The 15,240-nt window shown below is 64.2% G+C and carries 17 protein-coding genes; 14 read left to right on the forward strand and 3 right to left on the reverse strand.

What is annotated here, in order from left to right; genetic code table 11:
• The first annotated feature begins 76 nt into the window (after window positions 1-76).
• Window positions 77-1,765: a caspase family protein gene (locus XH89_RS06680; protein ID WP_194466312.1), complete on the forward strand. Its 1,689-nt coding sequence runs from the start codon at window positions 77-79 to the stop codon at window positions 1,763-1,765.
• A 214-nt stretch (window positions 1,766-1,979) separates the two neighbouring features.
• On the opposite strand, the gene XH89_RS06685 is transcribed toward XH89_RS06680, so the two are convergent.
• Complete coding sequence (locus tag XH89_RS06685) at window positions 1,980-3,095, reverse strand: ATP-dependent RecD-like DNA helicase (protein WP_194466313.1); 1,116 nt, start codon at window positions 3,093-3,095, stop codon at window positions 1,980-1,982.
• 470 nt (window positions 3,096-3,565) lie between these two features.
• Here XH89_RS06685 and XH89_RS06690 point away from each other — a divergent pair, with 470 nt between their 5' ends.
• The 10 genes from XH89_RS06690 to XH89_RS06735 all read left to right on the forward strand — a co-directional run bounded on the left by XH89_RS06690 (window position 3,566) and on the right by XH89_RS06735 (window position 12,615).
• A complete protein-coding gene (locus tag XH89_RS06690) occupies window positions 3,566-3,844 on the forward strand; it encodes a 4Fe-4S dicluster domain-containing protein (protein ID WP_194466314.1) in 279 nt (92 codons plus the stop codon).
• A complete protein-coding gene (locus tag XH89_RS06695) occupies window positions 3,837-4,172 on the forward strand; it encodes a chaperone NapD (RefSeq protein ID WP_194466315.1) in 336 nt (111 codons plus the stop codon). The genes XH89_RS06690 and XH89_RS06695 overlap by 8 nt, the downstream gene beginning before the upstream one ends.
• Before the next feature lie 26 nt (window positions 4,173-4,198).
• Window positions 4,199-6,748 (forward strand): nitrate reductase catalytic subunit NapA, encoded by a 2,550-nt coding sequence (gene napA, locus XH89_RS06700; protein ID WP_194466316.1) that lies wholly within the window; start codon window positions 4,199-4,201, stop codon window positions 6,746-6,748.
• A gap of 18 nt (window positions 6,749-6,766) precedes the next feature.
• Window positions 6,767-7,531 (forward strand): ferredoxin-type protein NapG, encoded by a 765-nt coding sequence (napG, locus tag XH89_RS06705; RefSeq protein ID WP_194466317.1) that lies wholly within the window; start codon window positions 6,767-6,769, stop codon window positions 7,529-7,531.
• Entirely contained in the window at window positions 7,528-8,472 is a 945-nt protein-coding gene (gene napH / locus XH89_RS06710; RefSeq protein WP_194466318.1) for a quinol dehydrogenase ferredoxin subunit NapH, read from the forward strand. Before napG ends, napH begins: the two co-directional genes overlap by 4 nt.
• Complete coding sequence (locus XH89_RS06715; protein ID WP_194466319.1) at window positions 8,469-8,930, forward strand: nitrate reductase cytochrome c-type subunit; 462 nt, start codon at window positions 8,469-8,471, stop codon at window positions 8,928-8,930. Before napH ends, XH89_RS06715 begins: the two co-directional genes overlap by 4 nt.
• Before the next feature lie 7 nt (window positions 8,931-8,937).
• Window positions 8,938-9,654 (forward strand): NapC/NirT family cytochrome c, encoded by a 717-nt coding sequence (locus tag XH89_RS06720; protein ID WP_194466320.1) that lies wholly within the window; start codon window positions 8,938-8,940, stop codon window positions 9,652-9,654.
• Between the two features lie 5 nt (window positions 9,655-9,659).
• On the forward strand, window positions 9,660-10,256 hold the full coding sequence (locus tag XH89_RS06725) for a DUF2478 domain-containing protein (protein ID WP_194466321.1): 597 nt from the start codon (window positions 9,660-9,662) through the stop codon (window positions 10,254-10,256).
• A 108-nt stretch (window positions 10,257-10,364) separates the two neighbouring features.
• Entirely contained in the window at window positions 10,365-11,570 is a 1,206-nt protein-coding gene (locus XH89_RS06730; protein WP_194466322.1) for an LLM class flavin-dependent oxidoreductase, read from the forward strand.
• Between the two features lie 256 nt (window positions 11,571-11,826).
• Window positions 11,827-12,615, forward strand: a complete 789-nt coding sequence (locus XH89_RS06735; RefSeq protein WP_194466323.1) for a helix-turn-helix transcriptional regulator — start codon at window positions 11,827-11,829, stop codon at window positions 12,613-12,615.
• A gap of 113 nt (window positions 12,616-12,728) precedes the next feature.
• On the opposite strand, the gene rpsU is transcribed toward XH89_RS06735, so the two are convergent.
• Window positions 12,729-13,010, reverse strand: a complete 282-nt coding sequence (gene rpsU / locus XH89_RS06740) for a 30S ribosomal protein S21 (RefSeq protein WP_194466324.1) — start codon at window positions 13,008-13,010, stop codon at window positions 12,729-12,731.
• Between the two features lie 435 nt (window positions 13,011-13,445).
• Here rpsU and XH89_RS06745 point away from each other — a divergent pair, with 435 nt between their 5' ends.
• From XH89_RS06745 to XH89_RS06755, 3 genes are all read left to right on the forward strand, one after another.
• Window positions 13,446-13,655: a cold-shock protein gene (locus XH89_RS06745; protein WP_028151479.1), complete on the forward strand. Its 210-nt coding sequence runs from the start codon at window positions 13,446-13,448 to the stop codon at window positions 13,653-13,655.
• Between the two features lie 97 nt (window positions 13,656-13,752).
• Window positions 13,753-13,992 carry a transcriptional regulator gene (locus XH89_RS06750; RefSeq protein WP_194466325.1) on the forward strand — a complete coding sequence of 80 codons (240 nt, stop codon included), beginning with the start codon at window positions 13,753-13,755 and terminating at the stop codon, window positions 13,990-13,992.
• 37 nt (window positions 13,993-14,029) lie between these two features.
• Window positions 14,030-14,245 (forward strand): hypothetical protein, encoded by a 216-nt coding sequence (locus XH89_RS06755; RefSeq protein WP_371825200.1) that lies wholly within the window; start codon window positions 14,030-14,032, stop codon window positions 14,243-14,245.
• Between the two features lie 22 nt (window positions 14,246-14,267).
• On the opposite strand, the gene XH89_RS42050 is transcribed toward XH89_RS06755, so the two are convergent.
• A complete protein-coding gene (locus XH89_RS42050; protein WP_371825201.1) occupies window positions 14,268-14,717 on the reverse strand; it encodes a hypothetical protein in 450 nt (149 codons plus the stop codon).
• Window positions 14,718-15,240 lie beyond the last annotated feature (523 nt).

A 15,240-nucleotide genomic window follows, 5' to 3' on the forward strand; every position in this document is an offset into this window, starting at 1 on the left:
GGGAACTCCGGCTAGATGAACCGGCGCGATCGCCGTTCCGACTCAAAAATGTGGTGGCTGGAGCTGATCTGACAACATGCTGCGCCTCGTCCCCCTGATCTCGGTCGTGCTCCTCGCCGGCGTCGCGATCGCTGCGGCCGAGCCGCAAGCCGGCGACGATCTCGCCATTTGCCGCGACCGTCAGGCCGAGACCCAGGCGCGGGTGACGGCCTGCGAGAATCTGCTCAACGCCGACCGCGTCACCGGCAAGGACAAGTCGCTGGCGCTCGTCGTTCACGGCAACGCGCTGATCGGCAAGCACAACTACGACAGCGCCATCGAGGCCCTGTCCTCGGCCATCGAGCTCGATCCGGACAATATCGGCGCCATCAATGTGCGCGGCGTCGCCCACGAGCACAAGGGCGAGGACGATCTCGCAATGGCCGACTACAATCTCGCCATCCAGAAGCGGTCGAATTTCGGCTTCGCGTACAACAACCGCGGAACGATCCAGCTGCGCCGGGGCGCGCTGCAAAGTGCGCTCGACGATTTCAACCTGTCGATCAAGTACACGCCCAAATTCCTGTTCGGCTGGACCAACCGCGCCCGCGTGCGCACCCTGATGAAGGACTATGACGGCGCGATCGCCGATTTCGCGGAGGCCGAGAAGATCGATCCGACCGCGCAGCAGATCGCCAGCAATCGCTGCATCACCTATGGCCTGATGGGCAAGTTCGACCAGGCCCTGGCCGATTGCAACGGCCTGATCGAGAAGCAGCCCGGCAATGTCTACGCGATCAACAATCGCGCCGACGTCTACGTCCTGAAGGGCGATTTCGACGGCGCGCTGAAGGACTACAATGCGGCGGTCGAGCTGAACCCGAACAGCATCCGCGCGCATTCCGGCCGTGGCCAGCTCTACGAGCGCAAGAAGGATCTGGCCCAGGCCCGCGCCGACTATCGCGCCGCGGCCTATTCGCTGACGAAGTTCGACGAGCCCGACGTCGCCCGCGCCCGCGCCATCGCGCAGGAGCGGCTCGCCGCGCTGACGCCGCAAGTGCCCGTGGGCGCGCCCGGCGGGCGCCGCGTTGCGCTGGTGATCGGCAATGGGGCCTACAAGAATGTCCATGCCTTGCCCAATCCGCCACGCGACTCGAAGCTGATTGCGCGCGTGTTGAAAGATGTCGGCTTCCAGACCGTGATCGCGGCCAGCGATCTCACCCGCGACAAGTTCTTCGATGCGCTGAAGGCTTTCGCCGACGAGGCGGAGAAGGCCGACTGGGCGGTGGTCTATTATGCCGGCCACGGTTTCGAGATCGGCGGGGTGAATTATCTCGTCCCAATCGACGCCAAGCTTGCCGTCGACCGCGATGCCGAGACCCAGGCGGTCGCGCTGGAGCAGGTGATCGCAGCGGTGGGCGCTGCGAAAAAAGTCCGTCTGGTGATCCTGGATGCCTGCCGCGACAATCCATTCGCGCCGGGCATGCAGCACACGCTGTCGCTGAAGCTGGTCGAGAAGGGCTTTTCCAACATCGAGCCCGGCGCCGGTTTCATGGTGGTCTACGCCGCCAAGCACGGCGAGACCGCGATCGACGGCGACAATGGCGCCGACAGCCCGTTCTCCACCGCGCTCGCCCGCGAGATCAGGGTGCCGAAGGTCGAGATCCGAAAGCTGTTCGACATCGTTCGCGACGACGTCTGGTCCGCGACCAGGCACGTGCAGCAGCCGTTCACCTACGGCTCGCCGCCGGGGAGAGAGGATTTTTATTTTGTCGCGGGGAAGTGAGGGCGGCGTGCGGGGTGCGATGTTAGCGTCTCACATTCAGTTGTCGTCCCGGCGAAGGCCGGGACCCATACCCCCAGGTAGGAGTGCGGGGCAAAGCTGGCAACTCCGAGTCTTCGCAAAACGATCGCTGCGGCGTATGGGTCCCGGATCTGCGCTTCGCTTGTCCGGGACGACGAGCGGGGATTGACGCCGCGGCGATACCAAAGCATCGCGCTTACACCACGATACTCAACCGTTTCGCCGCGCGCGTGATGCCCGTGTACAGCCACCGCTGCCGCGACTCCTGAAACGCAAAGCTCTCGTCGAACAGCACGACGTCGTCCCATTGCGAGCCCTGCGACTTGTGCACGGTCAGCACGTAGCCGTAGTCGAACTCGTCATAAGGCTTGCGCTGCTCCCAGGCGATCTGCTCGACGCCACCTTCGAAGCAGTCGGCGCGCACCGAGACCTTCGTCACCTTGTGCCCGAAATCCTCGTCCGGCGACAGCCGCATCGAGAGGATGCGCGATTTCGAGCGCGAGGCGTTGCGTGACTTGACGCGCCACAGGCCGCCATTGAACAGGCCCTTCTTGCGGTTGTTGCGCAGGCACACCAGCTTGTCGCCGGCGACCGGAAACACGTCCTCGATGTTCTGGCGCTGGCGCACCCGCATGTTGTAGGCGCGGCGGGTGTTGTTGCGGCCGACCAGGACCTGGTCGGCGCCCATGACGCGATCAGGATCGAGTTCTTTCCGCGACACCACCTCGCTCTCGCCGTAGCGGCCGATGTCGAGCTCGCGCCCCTCGCGCACGTCCATCGACATCCGCACGATCGGATCGTCTTGGGCCTGGCGGTGCACCTCGGTCAGCATCGCGTCCGGCTCTGAATTGGTGAAGAAGCCGCCGCCCTGGATCGGCGGCAGCTGCGCGGGATCGCCCAGCACCAGCAGCGGGCAGTCGAATGACATCAGGTCGCGCCCCAGTTCGGCGTCGACCATCGAGCATTCGTCGATCACGATCAGCTTGGCCTTGGAGGCCGGCGCATCGTCCCACAATTCGAAGCTCGGCTGCTCCTCGCCGGATTCCCGGGCGCGGTAGATCAGCGAATGGATGGTGGAGGCTTCGTCGCAACCCTTGTTGCGCATGACGAGCGCGGCCTTGCCGGTGAATGCCGCAAACTTCACCTCGCCGTCGACGCCTTCGGCGATGTGCCGCGCCAGCGTGGTCTTGCCGGTGCCGGCAAAGCCGAACAGGCGGAAAATCGGCGGCGTGCCGTTCCGGCCGGGCTTGGCCTTGAGCCAGTCGCCGACGGCCTTGAGAGCGGCATCCTGATGCGGAGTGAAAGTGGCCATATCTGTCTTGAGGAGGGACGGAATCGGGGCGATTCGTCGCTCCTCAAGGTAACCATTCGACCCACCCTTTCAAGGCAGATGAGCGCTCGAGGATCGATGTGGGCCACCTCTCCGATCCGCGTCCTTCCGCCGTCCCTGCCGGCCTCGTCGGCGCTGAAATGAAGGTCGGGTAAAGGCCTGCGTTGATTGATGCAATTTCGTGCAGCGACGATGCAGGGCTTCATCGTTTCTCGAGCGTCGGCGCGATGCCTGGTTGATCTAGCGCAAGGTGATCTCGACGGCACGAACCTATGTTCCGCAGCGGTGACAATGGCGTCGACCGAGATGCGCCCGAAGGGGCGCATCTCCTGGACAATTCCTGAAGCGGGTCTGCCCGCGGGGATTCGGATATGCCGAGACCAATGTCACGACGCTCGCTCTTCTCCGCCGTTCTGCCTTTTTCATCCGGCCGCGACGCGCTTGTGCCGCGCATGGAGGATGCGCGCCCCGAACAGGTGGCGACCGTCTCCAGTGCGAGCGCCTGCGTCGAAAGACATGGCGTGGTCTGTCGCCGGTGCGTCGAGGCTTGTGAGCATTCCGCCATCCGCATTCTCGCGCGCGAGAAGCTGGGCGCCGTGATCGATGCTGCAGCCTGCACGGGCTGCGGCGATTGCATCCCGGTCTGCCCGGTCGAAGCCATCGCGCTCGCGCCGCGCGATCGAATTGCGCTCGTATCCGAACTTGCAAACCTGGTCGTGCAAAATGGCTGAAGCCACCAACATCTGCGGCGTTGCCGTCTATCTCGCACCGGACAGAGCGAGCGATCTGATGGACCGGATCCTGGCGCTGCCCGGCGTCGAGCTGGAAGCTGCATCCGGCGAAAACAGGCTTGCTTTGACCGTCGTCGACACCGCGGCCTCGCTCGCGATCGACCAGATCGCGGCCATGCATCGCCTGCCCGGTGTCGTCGCCGCCTCCCTGATCTTTCACGCATTCGATGCGCCCGACGACGAGAGCGCTGTCGAGACCGCGGCGGCCGCATGCTGCGGCGGCCTCTGCCAGGAGTCCGGCGCGCACGCGCGCGCTTCCGCAATTTGAGATTCGTTGAGCCGGAGAGACCGACGATGGTGACGAAACTGACGAACAAGAATGAAGCCACGGCGAGCCGCCGCGATGCGCTGAAGGCGGCCGCCGCGGTCGCCGCCGCCTCGACGATCGGCGTGACGCTGCCGGGTGTGGTGGCCGCGCAGCCCGGCAAGACCGACGGCATCCGCTGGGACAAGGGCGTGTGCCGCTTCTGCGGCACCGGTTGCGGCGTCATCGTCGGCACCAAGAACGGCAAGGTCGTGGCGACGCAGGGCGATCCCGATGCGCCGGTCAATCGCGGCCTCAATTGCATCAAGGGCTATTTCCTGTCGAAGATCATGTACGGCGAGGACCGGCTGACCCAGCCGATGCTGCGCATGAAGAACGGCAAGTTCGACAAGAACGGCGAGTTCACGCCGATCTCCTGGGACGAGGCCTTCAGGCTCATGGCCGAGAAGTGGAAGGCGGCGTTGAAGGCCGGCGGTCCCTCGACCATCGGCATGTTCGGCTCGGGCCAGTGGACGATCTGGGAAGGCTATGCCGCAGCCAAGCTGCACAAGGCCGGCTTCCGCACCAACAACCTCGATCCGAACGCGCGCCACTGCATGGCCTCGGCCGTCACCGGCTTCATGCGCACCTTCGGCATCGACGAGCCGATGGGCTGTTACGACGACATCGAGCAGGCCGACGCCTTCGTGCTGTGGGGCTCGAACATGGCGGAGATGCATCCGATCCTGTGGTCGCGCCTGACCGACCGCCGCCTCACCCACGAGGGATGCGAGGTCCACGTGCTTTCCACCTTCGAGCATCGCTCGTTCGAGCTTGCCGACAATCCGCTGGTGTTCACGCCGCAGAGCGATCTGGCGATCCTCAACTACATCCAGAACTACATCGTCAATTCCGGCGCTGTTAACAAGGACTTCGTCGAGAAGCACGTCGAGTTCGCCTCCACCGTGACCGACATCGGCTACGGGCTGCGTCCGACCCATGCGCTCGAGGTCAAGGCGGTCAACGCCGCGCACAAGGCCGGCAAGGACGGCGCGCTCGATCCGGCCGGCTTCAAGGACAAGATCGGCTTCGAGGAATACAAGAAGCTGCTCGAGCCCTACACGCTCGACTACGCCAACAAGATGTCGGGCGTGCCGAAGGAGAATCTGGAGCGGCTCGCCAAGCTCTACGCCGATCCGAAGAAGAAGGTCGTCTCGTACTGGACGATGGGCTTCAACCAGCATGCGCGCGGCACGTGGGTCAACAACATGATCTACAACGTGCACCTCTTGGTCGGTAAGATCTCCGAACCCGGCAACGGCCCGTTCTCGCTGACCGGCCAGCCCTCGGCCTGCGGCACCGCGCGCGAGGTCGGCACGTTCGCGCATCGCCTGCCGGCCGATCTGGTCGTCACCAACCCGAAGCATCGCGAGACGGCCGAGAAGCTGTGGCAGCTGCCCGAAGGCACCATCCCGGCCAACATCGGCTACCACGCCGTGCTGCAGAACCGGATGCTGAAGGACGGCAAGCTGAACGCCTATTGGGTTCAGTGCAACAACAACATGCAGACCGGCGCCAACATGAACGAGGAGGGCTATCCCGGCTACCGCAATCCGGCCGCCTTCGTCGTCGTCTCCGATCCCTATCCGACCGTGACCACGCTGGCCGCGGACCTCATCCTGCCGACCGCGATGTGGATGGAGAAGGAAGGCGCCTATGGCAACGCCGAGCGCCGCACCCAGTTCTGGCGCCAGCAGGTGAAGGCGCCGGGCGAAGCCCGGTCCGATCTCTGGCAGCTGATCGAGTTCTCGAAATACTTCAAGGTCGAGGAGGTCTGGCCCGAGGAACTGATCGCGAAGAAGCCGGAGGTTCGCGGCAAGACGCTTTACGACGTGCTCTACGCCAACGGCGAGGTGAACAAGTTTCCGATCACCGAATGCCAGAAGGGTTTTGACAATTCCGAGAGCGCGGCGTTCGGCTTCTATGTGCAGAAGGGCCTGTTCGAGGAATACGCGAAATTCGGCCGCGGCCATGGCCACGATCTCGCGGATTTCGAGCAGTATCACCAGGCGCGCGGCCTGCGCTGGCCTGTGGTCAACAACAAGGAGACGCTCTGGCGCTTCCGCGAGGGCTACGATCCCTACGTCAAGCCGGGCGAGGGCGTCTCGTTCTACGGCAAGCCGGACAACAAGGCGCGCATCATCTTCTGCCCGTTCGAGCCGGCGGCCGAAACGCCCGACAAGGATTTTGACCTGTGGCTGTGCACCGGCCGCGTGCTGGAGCACTGGCATTCCGGCTCGATGACGCGCCGCGTGCCGGAGCTGCACCGTGCGGTGCCCGCGGCGACGCTGTTCATGCATCCGGACGATGCGGCCGAGCGCAAGCTCTTGCGCGGCCAGCCGGTGAAGATCCAGACGCGGCGCGGCGAGGTGGTCACGCGGGTCGAGACCAAGGGCCGCAACAAGCCGCCGCGCGGCCTCGTCTACTTCCCCTTCTTCGATGAGAACCAGCTCGCCAATCAGCTCACGCTGGATGCGACCTGCCCGATCTCGAAGGAGACCGACTACAAGAAATGCGCCTGCCGCGTGACGTCGGCTTAAACCCTCGATGGACGAGCCATGTCGGATTCGAGCTCAAGCATCCCGCGTGATCCGCGGCGCCGCAAGGCGCTGCAGGACATGACACGCTTCGGCGGCGGCGCAGCCGTCGCCGCGACGATGCTGACCGGATTCGGCGTGTCGTCGCGGGCTAGACCTGCGCAGGCGCTGCGGCCGCCGGGGGCGCTGCCCGAGAAGGATTTCCTGGCGGCCTGCGTCCGCTGCGGCCTTTGCGTCCGCGATTGTCCCTATGACACGCTGAAGCTGTCGGATTGGGCGGACGGTCTGGCTCTGGGCACGCCCTTCTTCCAGGCGCGCAACGTGCCATGCGAGATGTGCGACACCATTCCCTGCGTCAAGGCCTGCCCGACGGGCGCGCTCGATCATGCGCTCACGGACATCGCCAAGGCCAAGATGGGCGTCGCCGTCATCACCAGCCGCGAGACCTGTCTCAACCTGCAGGGCCTGCGCTGCGACGTCTGCTATCGGGTGTGTCCGGCGATCGACAAGGCGATCACGCTCGAGCTTTCGCATAACGCGCGCACCACCAAGCATGCGATCTTCGAGCCGGTCATCCACGCCGAGTACTGCACCGGCTGCGGCAAATGCGAGAAATCGTGCGTGCTGACCGAGGCCGCAATCAAGGTGCTGCCGCTCGAGATCGCCGCGCTGAAGCAGGACGAGCACTACAAGCGCGGCTGGGAAGAGAAGTCCAAGGCAGGCGGAGCCCTGGTCGATGCGCCGCTCAAGCTGCCGGTGCGCAGGCCCGAGGGAGGCGCGCCATGACGGCAAACGCCAGGCCCTACGTCGAAGCGCGCGCGGCGAAGGGGCTTTGGGCCGCCTCGCGCTTTCTCGTGCTGCGGCGGACCAGCCAGCTGTTCTTCCTCGCGCTGTTCCTGTCCGGGCCGCTGCTCGGCATCTGGATTGCCAAGGGCACGCTGGCCTCGTCGATGACGCTCGGCACGCTGCCCTTGACCGATCCGTTCGTTTTCCTGCAATCGCTGGCGGCACGGCATTGGCCGGAAGGCCTTTCGGCGATCGGCGCGGCCATCGTGCTCGCCTCCTATCTGCTGTTCGGCGGCCGCACCTATTGCTCCTGGGTCTGTCCCGTCAATCCGGTGACGGATCTCGCCGCCTGGCTGCGGCGGCGGCTGGGCATCACCGTCACGGCCAAGGTCCGCTCGAACCTCAGACTCTATTTTGTGGGCGCGGTGCTGGCGGCCTCCGCATTGTCGGGCTCGATCGCCTGGGAGCTGATCAACCCGGTGACGGCGCTGCATCGCGCGCTGGTCTTCGGCCTCTGGTTCGGTGCCGGTGGCACGGTGGCGATCTTCATTTTCGATCTCCTGGTCGTCAAGCACGGCTGGTGCGGGCATCTTTGCCCGATCGGCGCGTTCTACGGCCAGATCGGCAAGGTCGCGCTGCTGCGCATCACCGCCGACAACCGCGCCGCCTGCAACGACTGCATGGATTGCTTTGCGGTCTGCCCCGAGCCGCATGTCATCAGCCCGGCGCTCAACGGCGAGCGCACCGGTGCGACGCCTGTCATCACCGCGGGCGACTGCACACTCTGCGGCGCCTGCATCGATGTCTGCTCCAAGCAGGTCTTCCATCTCGGTCTGCGCGGCCGCAATGCCGTGCGGCCGGAATCTTCCACGACCGCGCTGCCGCCAGCGGCCCGCGTCTTCTCTTCCCCGCCGGCCGTCCTTGAAAGGGACCTCCCATGACGTTTGTTCGACTGATTCCGTTGCTCGCGGCCACGGCCGTCGTTCTTGCCATTCCGTTTGCCGTGTCGGGCCCGCTTGCGCAGGAAGCCAAGCCGGTGAAGGCCTTGCGCGAAGCGCCCTTGACCGAGCTGTCGGCGCCGCCCGACGTGACCAAGCAGTCCGTGCCGGCCGGCGGCTTCGATCGCGCCTATCGTCAGCAGCCGCCGCTGATCCCGCACAAGATCGACGGCTATCAGATCACCACCCAGAACAATGCGTGCATGGGCTGCCATGACTGGCCCGGCAATACCCGCGTCAACGCGCCGAAGATCTCGGAAACTCACTATGTCGACCGCCAGGGCGTGCGGCTCGATAAGGTCGCAGGCACCCGCTATTTCTGCCAGCAATGCCACGTGCCGCAGGCCGACGCGAAGCCGCTGGTCGGCAACATCTTCCAGAACGCGACGCAGGCGAAGTGAGGCTGATATGCAGGACAGCAGCACTCCCGCCGCAATCGCAGCAGCGCAGCCGGGGCGCCTCAAGCGGCTGTGGCGCTGGTTCTTCTCGCCGACGGCCCGCTATGCCTGGGGGCTGATCGTCATCGTCGCCTTCGCCGCCGGCGTCGTGTTCTGGGGCGGCTTCAACTGGGCGATGGAGATGACGAACAACGAGCAGTTCTGCACCTCCTGTCACGAGATGAAGGAGAACGTGTACCTCGAATACCGCAACACGATTCACTACTCCAACCGCACCGGCGTCCGCGCCAGCTGTCCGGATTGCCACGTGCCCCACGAATGGGGACACAAGGTCGTCCGCAAGATTCAGGCCTCGAACGAGGTGCTGCACAAGATCCTCGGCACCATCGGCACGCCGGAGAAGTTCAACGCGCACCGCATCGAGCTGGCCCGAAGCGTCTGGCGCGGCATGAAGACGACCGACTCGCGCGAGTGCCGCAACTGCCACAAGTTCGACCACATGGAGTACGCGGCGCAGGAGCCTCGCGCCTCCAAGCTGCACCAGACGGCGTTCGCACAGGGCAAGACCTGCATCGATTGCCACCAGGGCATCGCGCACAAGCTGCCGCCCAGGGCACAGGAGGAGTATCGCGACATGCTCGACCATATCGACGAGGTTGGCCCCGTGCAGCGCCTGATCGACTTCCTGCAGGATGCCGACGTCGCCAAGGCGAAGGCGGCAAGGTGATGGAGATGCTTGCACAAGGTCGCGACGCGACGGACGCCGCCGCCGGGCATTCCGCCGCCCTCTGCGTTGCCCTGGTCTATGATTCCAGCGCCGACCTGAACCGGTGGTTCGCCGGCCTCGTTGCCGAGCTGCGCCGTTCGGGCAAGGCGCTGGCCGGGTTGATCCAGGAGGACGTGCCCCAGGCGGGCCGGTCGCGCTGCGACATGGTTCTGCACGAGCTCGCCACCGGGCGGGCGATGTCGATCTCCGAGGATCTCGGCGCGGGCGCGATCTCCTGCCGCCTGTCGACGCCGCGGCTGCTTGAGGCGGCGCAACTGGTCGAGGCCCAGCTCGCTGATGCCGAAATCGTCTTTCTCAACAAGTTCGGCAAGGCCGAGGCGGAAGGCGGCGGGCTGCGCGACTTGATTGCGCATGGCATCGAGTCCGGCAAGAGCCTCGTGATCGGCATTCCCCGCGTCAACCTGAAGGCCTGGAGCGAGTTCTGCGGCGAGTTCTTCAGGACGGTCGAGGCGACGCTGGAGCCGCGCCCGGAGGCGATTGCCGCGCTTGCGGCTCTGCTTGGTCAGCCTCCGGTCGACGGCGAGCATCTGCACGTGATCTGACGTTGCATCCAGCTCCGCTTCTTCCATGCCGCGGAATTGGCGGCGGGTGGACAGGATCGCGTCGCTCAATAGAATACCCGCAACAAGACAGTGCGGGAGAGCGACGCCATGAAGTTCGGCATCTTCTACGAGCTGCAATTGCCCCGTCCCTGGGTGGCGGGCGACGAGCTCGCCCTCTACCAGAATGCGCTCTCGCAGATGGAGCTCGCCGATCAGCTCGGCTACGACCACGCCTGGGTGGTCGAGCATCACTTCCTCGAGGAATATTCGCACTCGCCGTCGCCGGAATCGTTCCTCGCCGCGGCGAGCCAGCGCACCAGGAACATCCGGCTCGGCCACGGCATCCTCCAACTCACGACGAACCATCCGGCGCGCGTCGCCGAGCGCGTCGCGGTGCTCGATCTGCTCAGCGACGGCCGCTGCGAATTCGGCATGGGCGAGAGCGCCTCCATCACCGAGCTGACGCCGTTCGGCCGCGACATGGAAACCAAGAAGGAGGTGTTCGAGGAAGCGGTTGCCGCGATCTTCCCGATGTTCAAGGACGCAGGCGCCGAGCACCACGGCAAGTATTTCGACATCCCCTTGCGCAACGTCGTGCCGAAGCCGGTGCAGAATCCGCATCCGCCGCTGTGGATGGCTTGCTCGCAATTGCCGACCATCGAGCGCGCCGGCCGCCACGGCTTTGGTGCGCTCGGCTTCCAGTTCGTCAGCGCCGATGCCGCGCATGCCTGGGTGCATGCCTATTACAACGCGATGACCAAGCGGCTCGCCAAGCTCGCCGATTACGAGATCAACCCCAACATGGCGCTGGTCTCGTTCTTCATGTGCGCGAAGACGGACGAGGAGGCGCGCGCCCGCGCCGACGGCGCCACCTTCTTCCAGTTCGCGCTGCGCTTCTACGGCGCCTCGCAGAACCGCCAGCGTCCCGCGCCCTACACCGTCAACATGTGGGACGAGTACAACAAATGGAAGCGCGACAACCCGGAGGCGCAGGAGGCGGCGCTGCGCGGCGGCCTGATCGGCTCGCCCGAAACCATCCGCAGGAAACTGAAGCGCTTCCAGTCGTCGCATATCGACCAGGTCATCTTGCTGAACCAGGCCGGCAAGAACAGCCACGAGCACATCTGCGAATCGCTCGAACTGTTCGGCCGCGAGGTGATGCCGGAGTTCCAGAACGATCCGGAACAGGCCGCCTGGAAGCAGGGCGTGATGAGCGGCGAGATCCAGCTGGAAGAGATCGACACACAGGCGTTCACCGACCGCTACGGCAAGCTCGCGATCAATGTCGCGCCGGCGAAGGCGGCTGCGGGGTAGACCACTTGCTTTTTTTTGGGGGAGACATGGGCCCCGGCTCGGCAGCGCACCGCACCGGACGATGCTTCGCATCGCCGGAGCGCTGCGCTGCGTCCGGGGCACGAATCCGGTGAGGCGCGTGTCCCGGACGCGCTGCAGCGTGTAACGCTGCTGCGCAGAGCCGGGACCCGGAAGCGGCAACAGCCGGCGTTGCCGACTTTCAGTAGAAGCTCCTCGCTGTTATTCTCCGTCAAAACATATCAGGCGGAGGACTTCCATGCGGCCCCACGCGATGGCCTCAACTCCAGCGGCCGGCGATGTCACGCCCGCGGTGCTCGCTATCGGCCGCCCTGATTTCCGGGACATCCTCATCGACACGCTGCGCCGGCAGGCCGGTGTCGGCCATTGCATGGTGTTCGCGCTCACGCGCGCCGGCGCTGCGAGCTGTTTGCTCGATGCGGGCAACATCCCGACCGGCGCCGATCTCGGCGCGGCCTATGCCGGGCAATTCCACGAATCTGATCCCAATCGCGATGCGCTGTTCGAAGGCGAGGGCGGTGCGCCGATCATGCTGCCCTCGTTCACGCCGCGCATGTACAGTGCGCGCTACCGGAAAATCTTCTTCAACGATTCCGATATCGTCGACAAATGCGCCACCGCGATCTGGACCGGCGACACCTGCTTCTACGTCAATTTCTACCGCATCACGTCGCAGGGCCGTTTTGGCGATGCCGAGCGTTCGCGGCTTCAGACCATTGCGCCGGCGATTGGCGCCAGCGTCGCGCGTCATTTCCAGCAGGCGGCCACCGCGGCGCCCGACCAGAACCTCGCCAAATTGTTCGCGACGCGCGCGCCACTCTCCGTGCTGACGCCGCGTGAGCAGGAGGTCTGCCGGCACATCCTGCTCGGGCTAAGCTCCGAGGCGATCTCGCAAGCGCTCGGCATCAGCCTGCATTCGATCCTGACCTACCGCAAGCGCGCCTATCAGCGGCTCGGCATTTCCGCGCAGAACGAATTGTTCGGAATCGTGCTGCGCTTGATTGCGGGGCCATGTGATCTGAACTGAGACCGCACTTCGTCTTGGAACCGTTCGACAAGACTGCTATCGAAGACTCCCTATCCTGTTCTGGTCTCCGGAGACGCGGAGATGGCAGTCATTTGGAAAGCTCGAGCAGGAGATCAGCGTTCTCTCGCGACCCCTGATGTCTGCGGAAGGGGTGGCTTGCGTTCGGGGAGCTTCTTCTTCGGAGGCGCCGGCAACAAGCCTTCCCTGATGGCTTGCTTCCTGGCGAGCTTGCGGGCCCGCCGAATGGCCTCGGACTTCTCGCGCGTCTTTCTCTCGGAAGGTTTCTCATAGGCGCGCCGCTGCTTCATTTCGCGGAACACGCCTTCCCGCTGCATCTTCTTCTTCAGAACACGAAGCGCCTGATCGACATTGTTGTCGCGGACGAGAACCTGCATTGAAACTCCTGGCTGGGCTGCGAAACGGGGCGATCCTGCACGCAGCCGATAGCGCAGGAGACTCGATGAATGGGAGAACGGGAGCCACCGCGCATGTCTTCGCCGGCCTCGAACGAGCAGGTATGCGCGTTACGGCGATGCGGTTCAGTGGGAACGACGTGACCACCCGCACGCGGTCAAGTCAATCGATAAAGGCCTTGGCGCGTGTCGGCGTCTCATCTGGAACTGCGCCCGTCAGCGCCAAAACCGCGGGGTCTGAAAACAAATTGGCCGCCTTCCTTGTAAAAGCGCAAATGTCGTATATATTGACGTCATTCGATTAGCCGCTGTGCCTTGTTGATCGCGCCTGCGGGCTCCTTTTCCAAAGACATCGACGAAGTTGAAACGACCGCGTGATTGTCACGCGGCACGCGCTTGCGCGCTTTGGAGAAGAGAATGACGACAGGGACCGTGAAGTGGTTTAACGGCCAAAAGGGCTTCGGATTCATCCAGCCGGACGATGGCGGCAACGATGTGTTCGTTCACATCAGCGCGGTGGAACGCGCCGGACTTTCGGGTCTCGCCGAGGGCCAGAAGGTCAATTTCGAAGCCAAGACCGACAAGATGCGGGGCAAAGTCAGCGCAGAGAATCTCTCGCTGGCCTGATCTCGTAGCGCCGTTTCACGGATGTACTGAAACGGCAGTGATGCCCGCTCGATCCCCGGATTGAGCGGGTTTTGCCCGTTGCACGAGAGGGTGAAGGATGAGCGCGAAATCGACAGTACCGTCGCCCGAAGCAATTGCGCGCTCTCAACGTCAGCGCTTGGCTGCCGAAGAGGGCGCACGCGCCATCGCCGATGTCGCACGCCAAGCCGTCGAGGTTCGCAAGAACATGGCACGACTGCGTGAGTTGCGCGAGGCCAAGGAAGCGGCTGATGCCGTTGTTGCGGAAGCCTTGCCGGCGTCGCCGCTCAAGAGGCGTGCAAGGAAGTCGCAGCAATAACCCAGTTTATCGATCGTCCCAAGCCGGAGTGCTGATCGTGCCCAGAGCGAAGTCGGACGGCGGTGGAACCATCACCTTTACTCTCGCACTCGGAGCCGCGCGACAGATATGCAGACTTACGACGACGTTTCAGACCGACAAGCAGGCCTTCAACTATCTCCGCAAATATCGCACTGAATTCGAGCGGATCGCGCGGGCGCGGCTCGCTTCCGGAGAGCTTGAAGACGGGGTCATCGCTCTCTCCATGCTCTAGATCGAGGCCAGGTGACGCGAGGCTATTTTGAAGAGTCCCTTGCGCGGGCTTCCCGTGCCAGACGCTCCGCCTTCAGACGTTCGCGATTTTCCTGAAAGGATTGCTCCGCTTTCGCGTAGTCGGTCAGTGGCTTGGCTTTGCTGGTCGCCTTGAAAGCTTTGTTGGCGTCCCGCAAGTGACGGGCATTCGCTTCGTTCCTGATCATTTTTCCCTCCACGTGCTCCACTATCCTCCATTTGACCGCCGGCATCGTCGCGACCCGCGCCCGGTTGGTTGAAATCGTCCTGTTGACGAGCACGAGCTTTCGTCGCTTGCCCTTGCGCAGCTGCTGCTCGATCGAATTCAGAATGATGTCTGCGGCCTTCGCCGCACCTCTCAGCTCGCCGGATCTCTCCGGAAAGCTCCAGGCGATGTCGAACGACGCTTCCAGCGCGCTGGCTTCCAGCGCGCTGACAGATGTCATGGTTGTCAACTCTGCTGCCTCACGCCTGTTCCCCACTCTCATGGCACGGACGCGCAGCCCCGGGGCCGGTCTGCATCTACAGCAACGCCGGCGGCGGCTTGATCTGACTTTGATGCCAACAGCTGTGTTCAGGATGGCGGCTGCAATCCAGGCGACGTCAGCCACTTGTTGACCTCGCCGGCAACGTCAAGCTGTCGCGCTTTTTGCAACAGCTCCGTTCGGCGGATACCAACGGGCATTTCCCTGGCCTGTTGGCGCAAGCTTATCGCCTCTTGCGCCAGGCGGTATTCGAATGTGTTCGATTGCTCTGGGGATCGTCGAGTCGACATGCACATGCTCCGCTGGGGGTTGAGCGGGAGCGCGATTTGCGTTCACACCACCGATAGATGCTAAGGGCCGCTCGATGGTCGCAAGACTGTGCGCCGTTATCTGCCGGATAGCGAGCGCTTTGTTCTGGTTCCCGGCAGGAACCATCTGCCATTGCCGATGTCTGCCGGCAACAATGGGAAGGGCGCCGATCGGCATCGTGCCG

The organism is Bradyrhizobium sp. CCBAU 53340, assembly GCF_015291645.1.
In the GTDB taxonomy this organism is placed as follows: Bacteria; Pseudomonadota; Alphaproteobacteria; order Rhizobiales; family Xanthobacteraceae; genus Bradyrhizobium.

What these genes read in the sequence shown, in the direction of transcription:
- XH89_RS06680 (WP_194466312.1), top strand. Translation starts at nt 77, where the DNA reads ATGCTGCGCCTCGTCCCCCTGATCTCGGTCGTGCTCCTCGCCGGCGTC.
- XH89_RS06685 (WP_194466313.1), bottom strand. Translation starts at nt 3,095, where the DNA reads ATGGCCACTTTCACTCCGCATCAGGATGCCGCTCTCAAGGCCGTCGGC.
- XH89_RS06690 (WP_194466314.1), top strand. Translation starts at nt 3,566, where the DNA reads ATGGAGGATGCGCGCCCCGAACAGGTGGCGACCGTCTCCAGTGCGAGC.
- XH89_RS06695 (WP_194466315.1), top strand. Translation starts at nt 3,837, where the DNA reads ATGGCTGAAGCCACCAACATCTGCGGCGTTGCCGTCTATCTCGCACCG.
- napA (WP_194466316.1), top strand. Translation starts at nt 4,199, where the DNA reads ATGGTGACGAAACTGACGAACAAGAATGAAGCCACGGCGAGCCGCCGC.
- napG (WP_194466317.1), top strand. Translation starts at nt 6,767, where the DNA reads ATGTCGGATTCGAGCTCAAGCATCCCGCGTGATCCGCGGCGCCGCAAG.
- napH (WP_194466318.1), top strand. Translation starts at nt 7,528, where the DNA reads ATGACGGCAAACGCCAGGCCCTACGTCGAAGCGCGCGCGGCGAAGGGG.
- XH89_RS06715 (WP_194466319.1), top strand. Translation starts at nt 8,469, where the DNA reads ATGACGTTTGTTCGACTGATTCCGTTGCTCGCGGCCACGGCCGTCGTT.
- XH89_RS06720 (WP_194466320.1), top strand. Translation starts at nt 8,938, where the DNA reads ATGCAGGACAGCAGCACTCCCGCCGCAATCGCAGCAGCGCAGCCGGGG.
- XH89_RS06725 (WP_194466321.1), top strand. Translation starts at nt 9,660, where the DNA reads ATGCTTGCACAAGGTCGCGACGCGACGGACGCCGCCGCCGGGCATTCC.
- XH89_RS06730 (WP_194466322.1), top strand. Translation starts at nt 10,365, where the DNA reads ATGAAGTTCGGCATCTTCTACGAGCTGCAATTGCCCCGTCCCTGGGTG.
- XH89_RS06735 (WP_194466323.1), top strand. Translation starts at nt 11,827, where the DNA reads ATGCGGCCCCACGCGATGGCCTCAACTCCAGCGGCCGGCGATGTCACG.
- rpsU (WP_194466324.1), bottom strand. Translation starts at nt 13,010, where the DNA reads ATGCAGGTTCTCGTCCGCGACAACAATGTCGATCAGGCGCTTCGTGTT.
- XH89_RS06745 (WP_028151479.1), top strand. Translation starts at nt 13,446, where the DNA reads ATGACGACAGGGACCGTGAAGTGGTTTAACGGCCAAAAGGGCTTCGGA.
- XH89_RS06750 (WP_194466325.1), top strand. Translation starts at nt 13,753, where the DNA reads ATGAGCGCGAAATCGACAGTACCGTCGCCCGAAGCAATTGCGCGCTCT.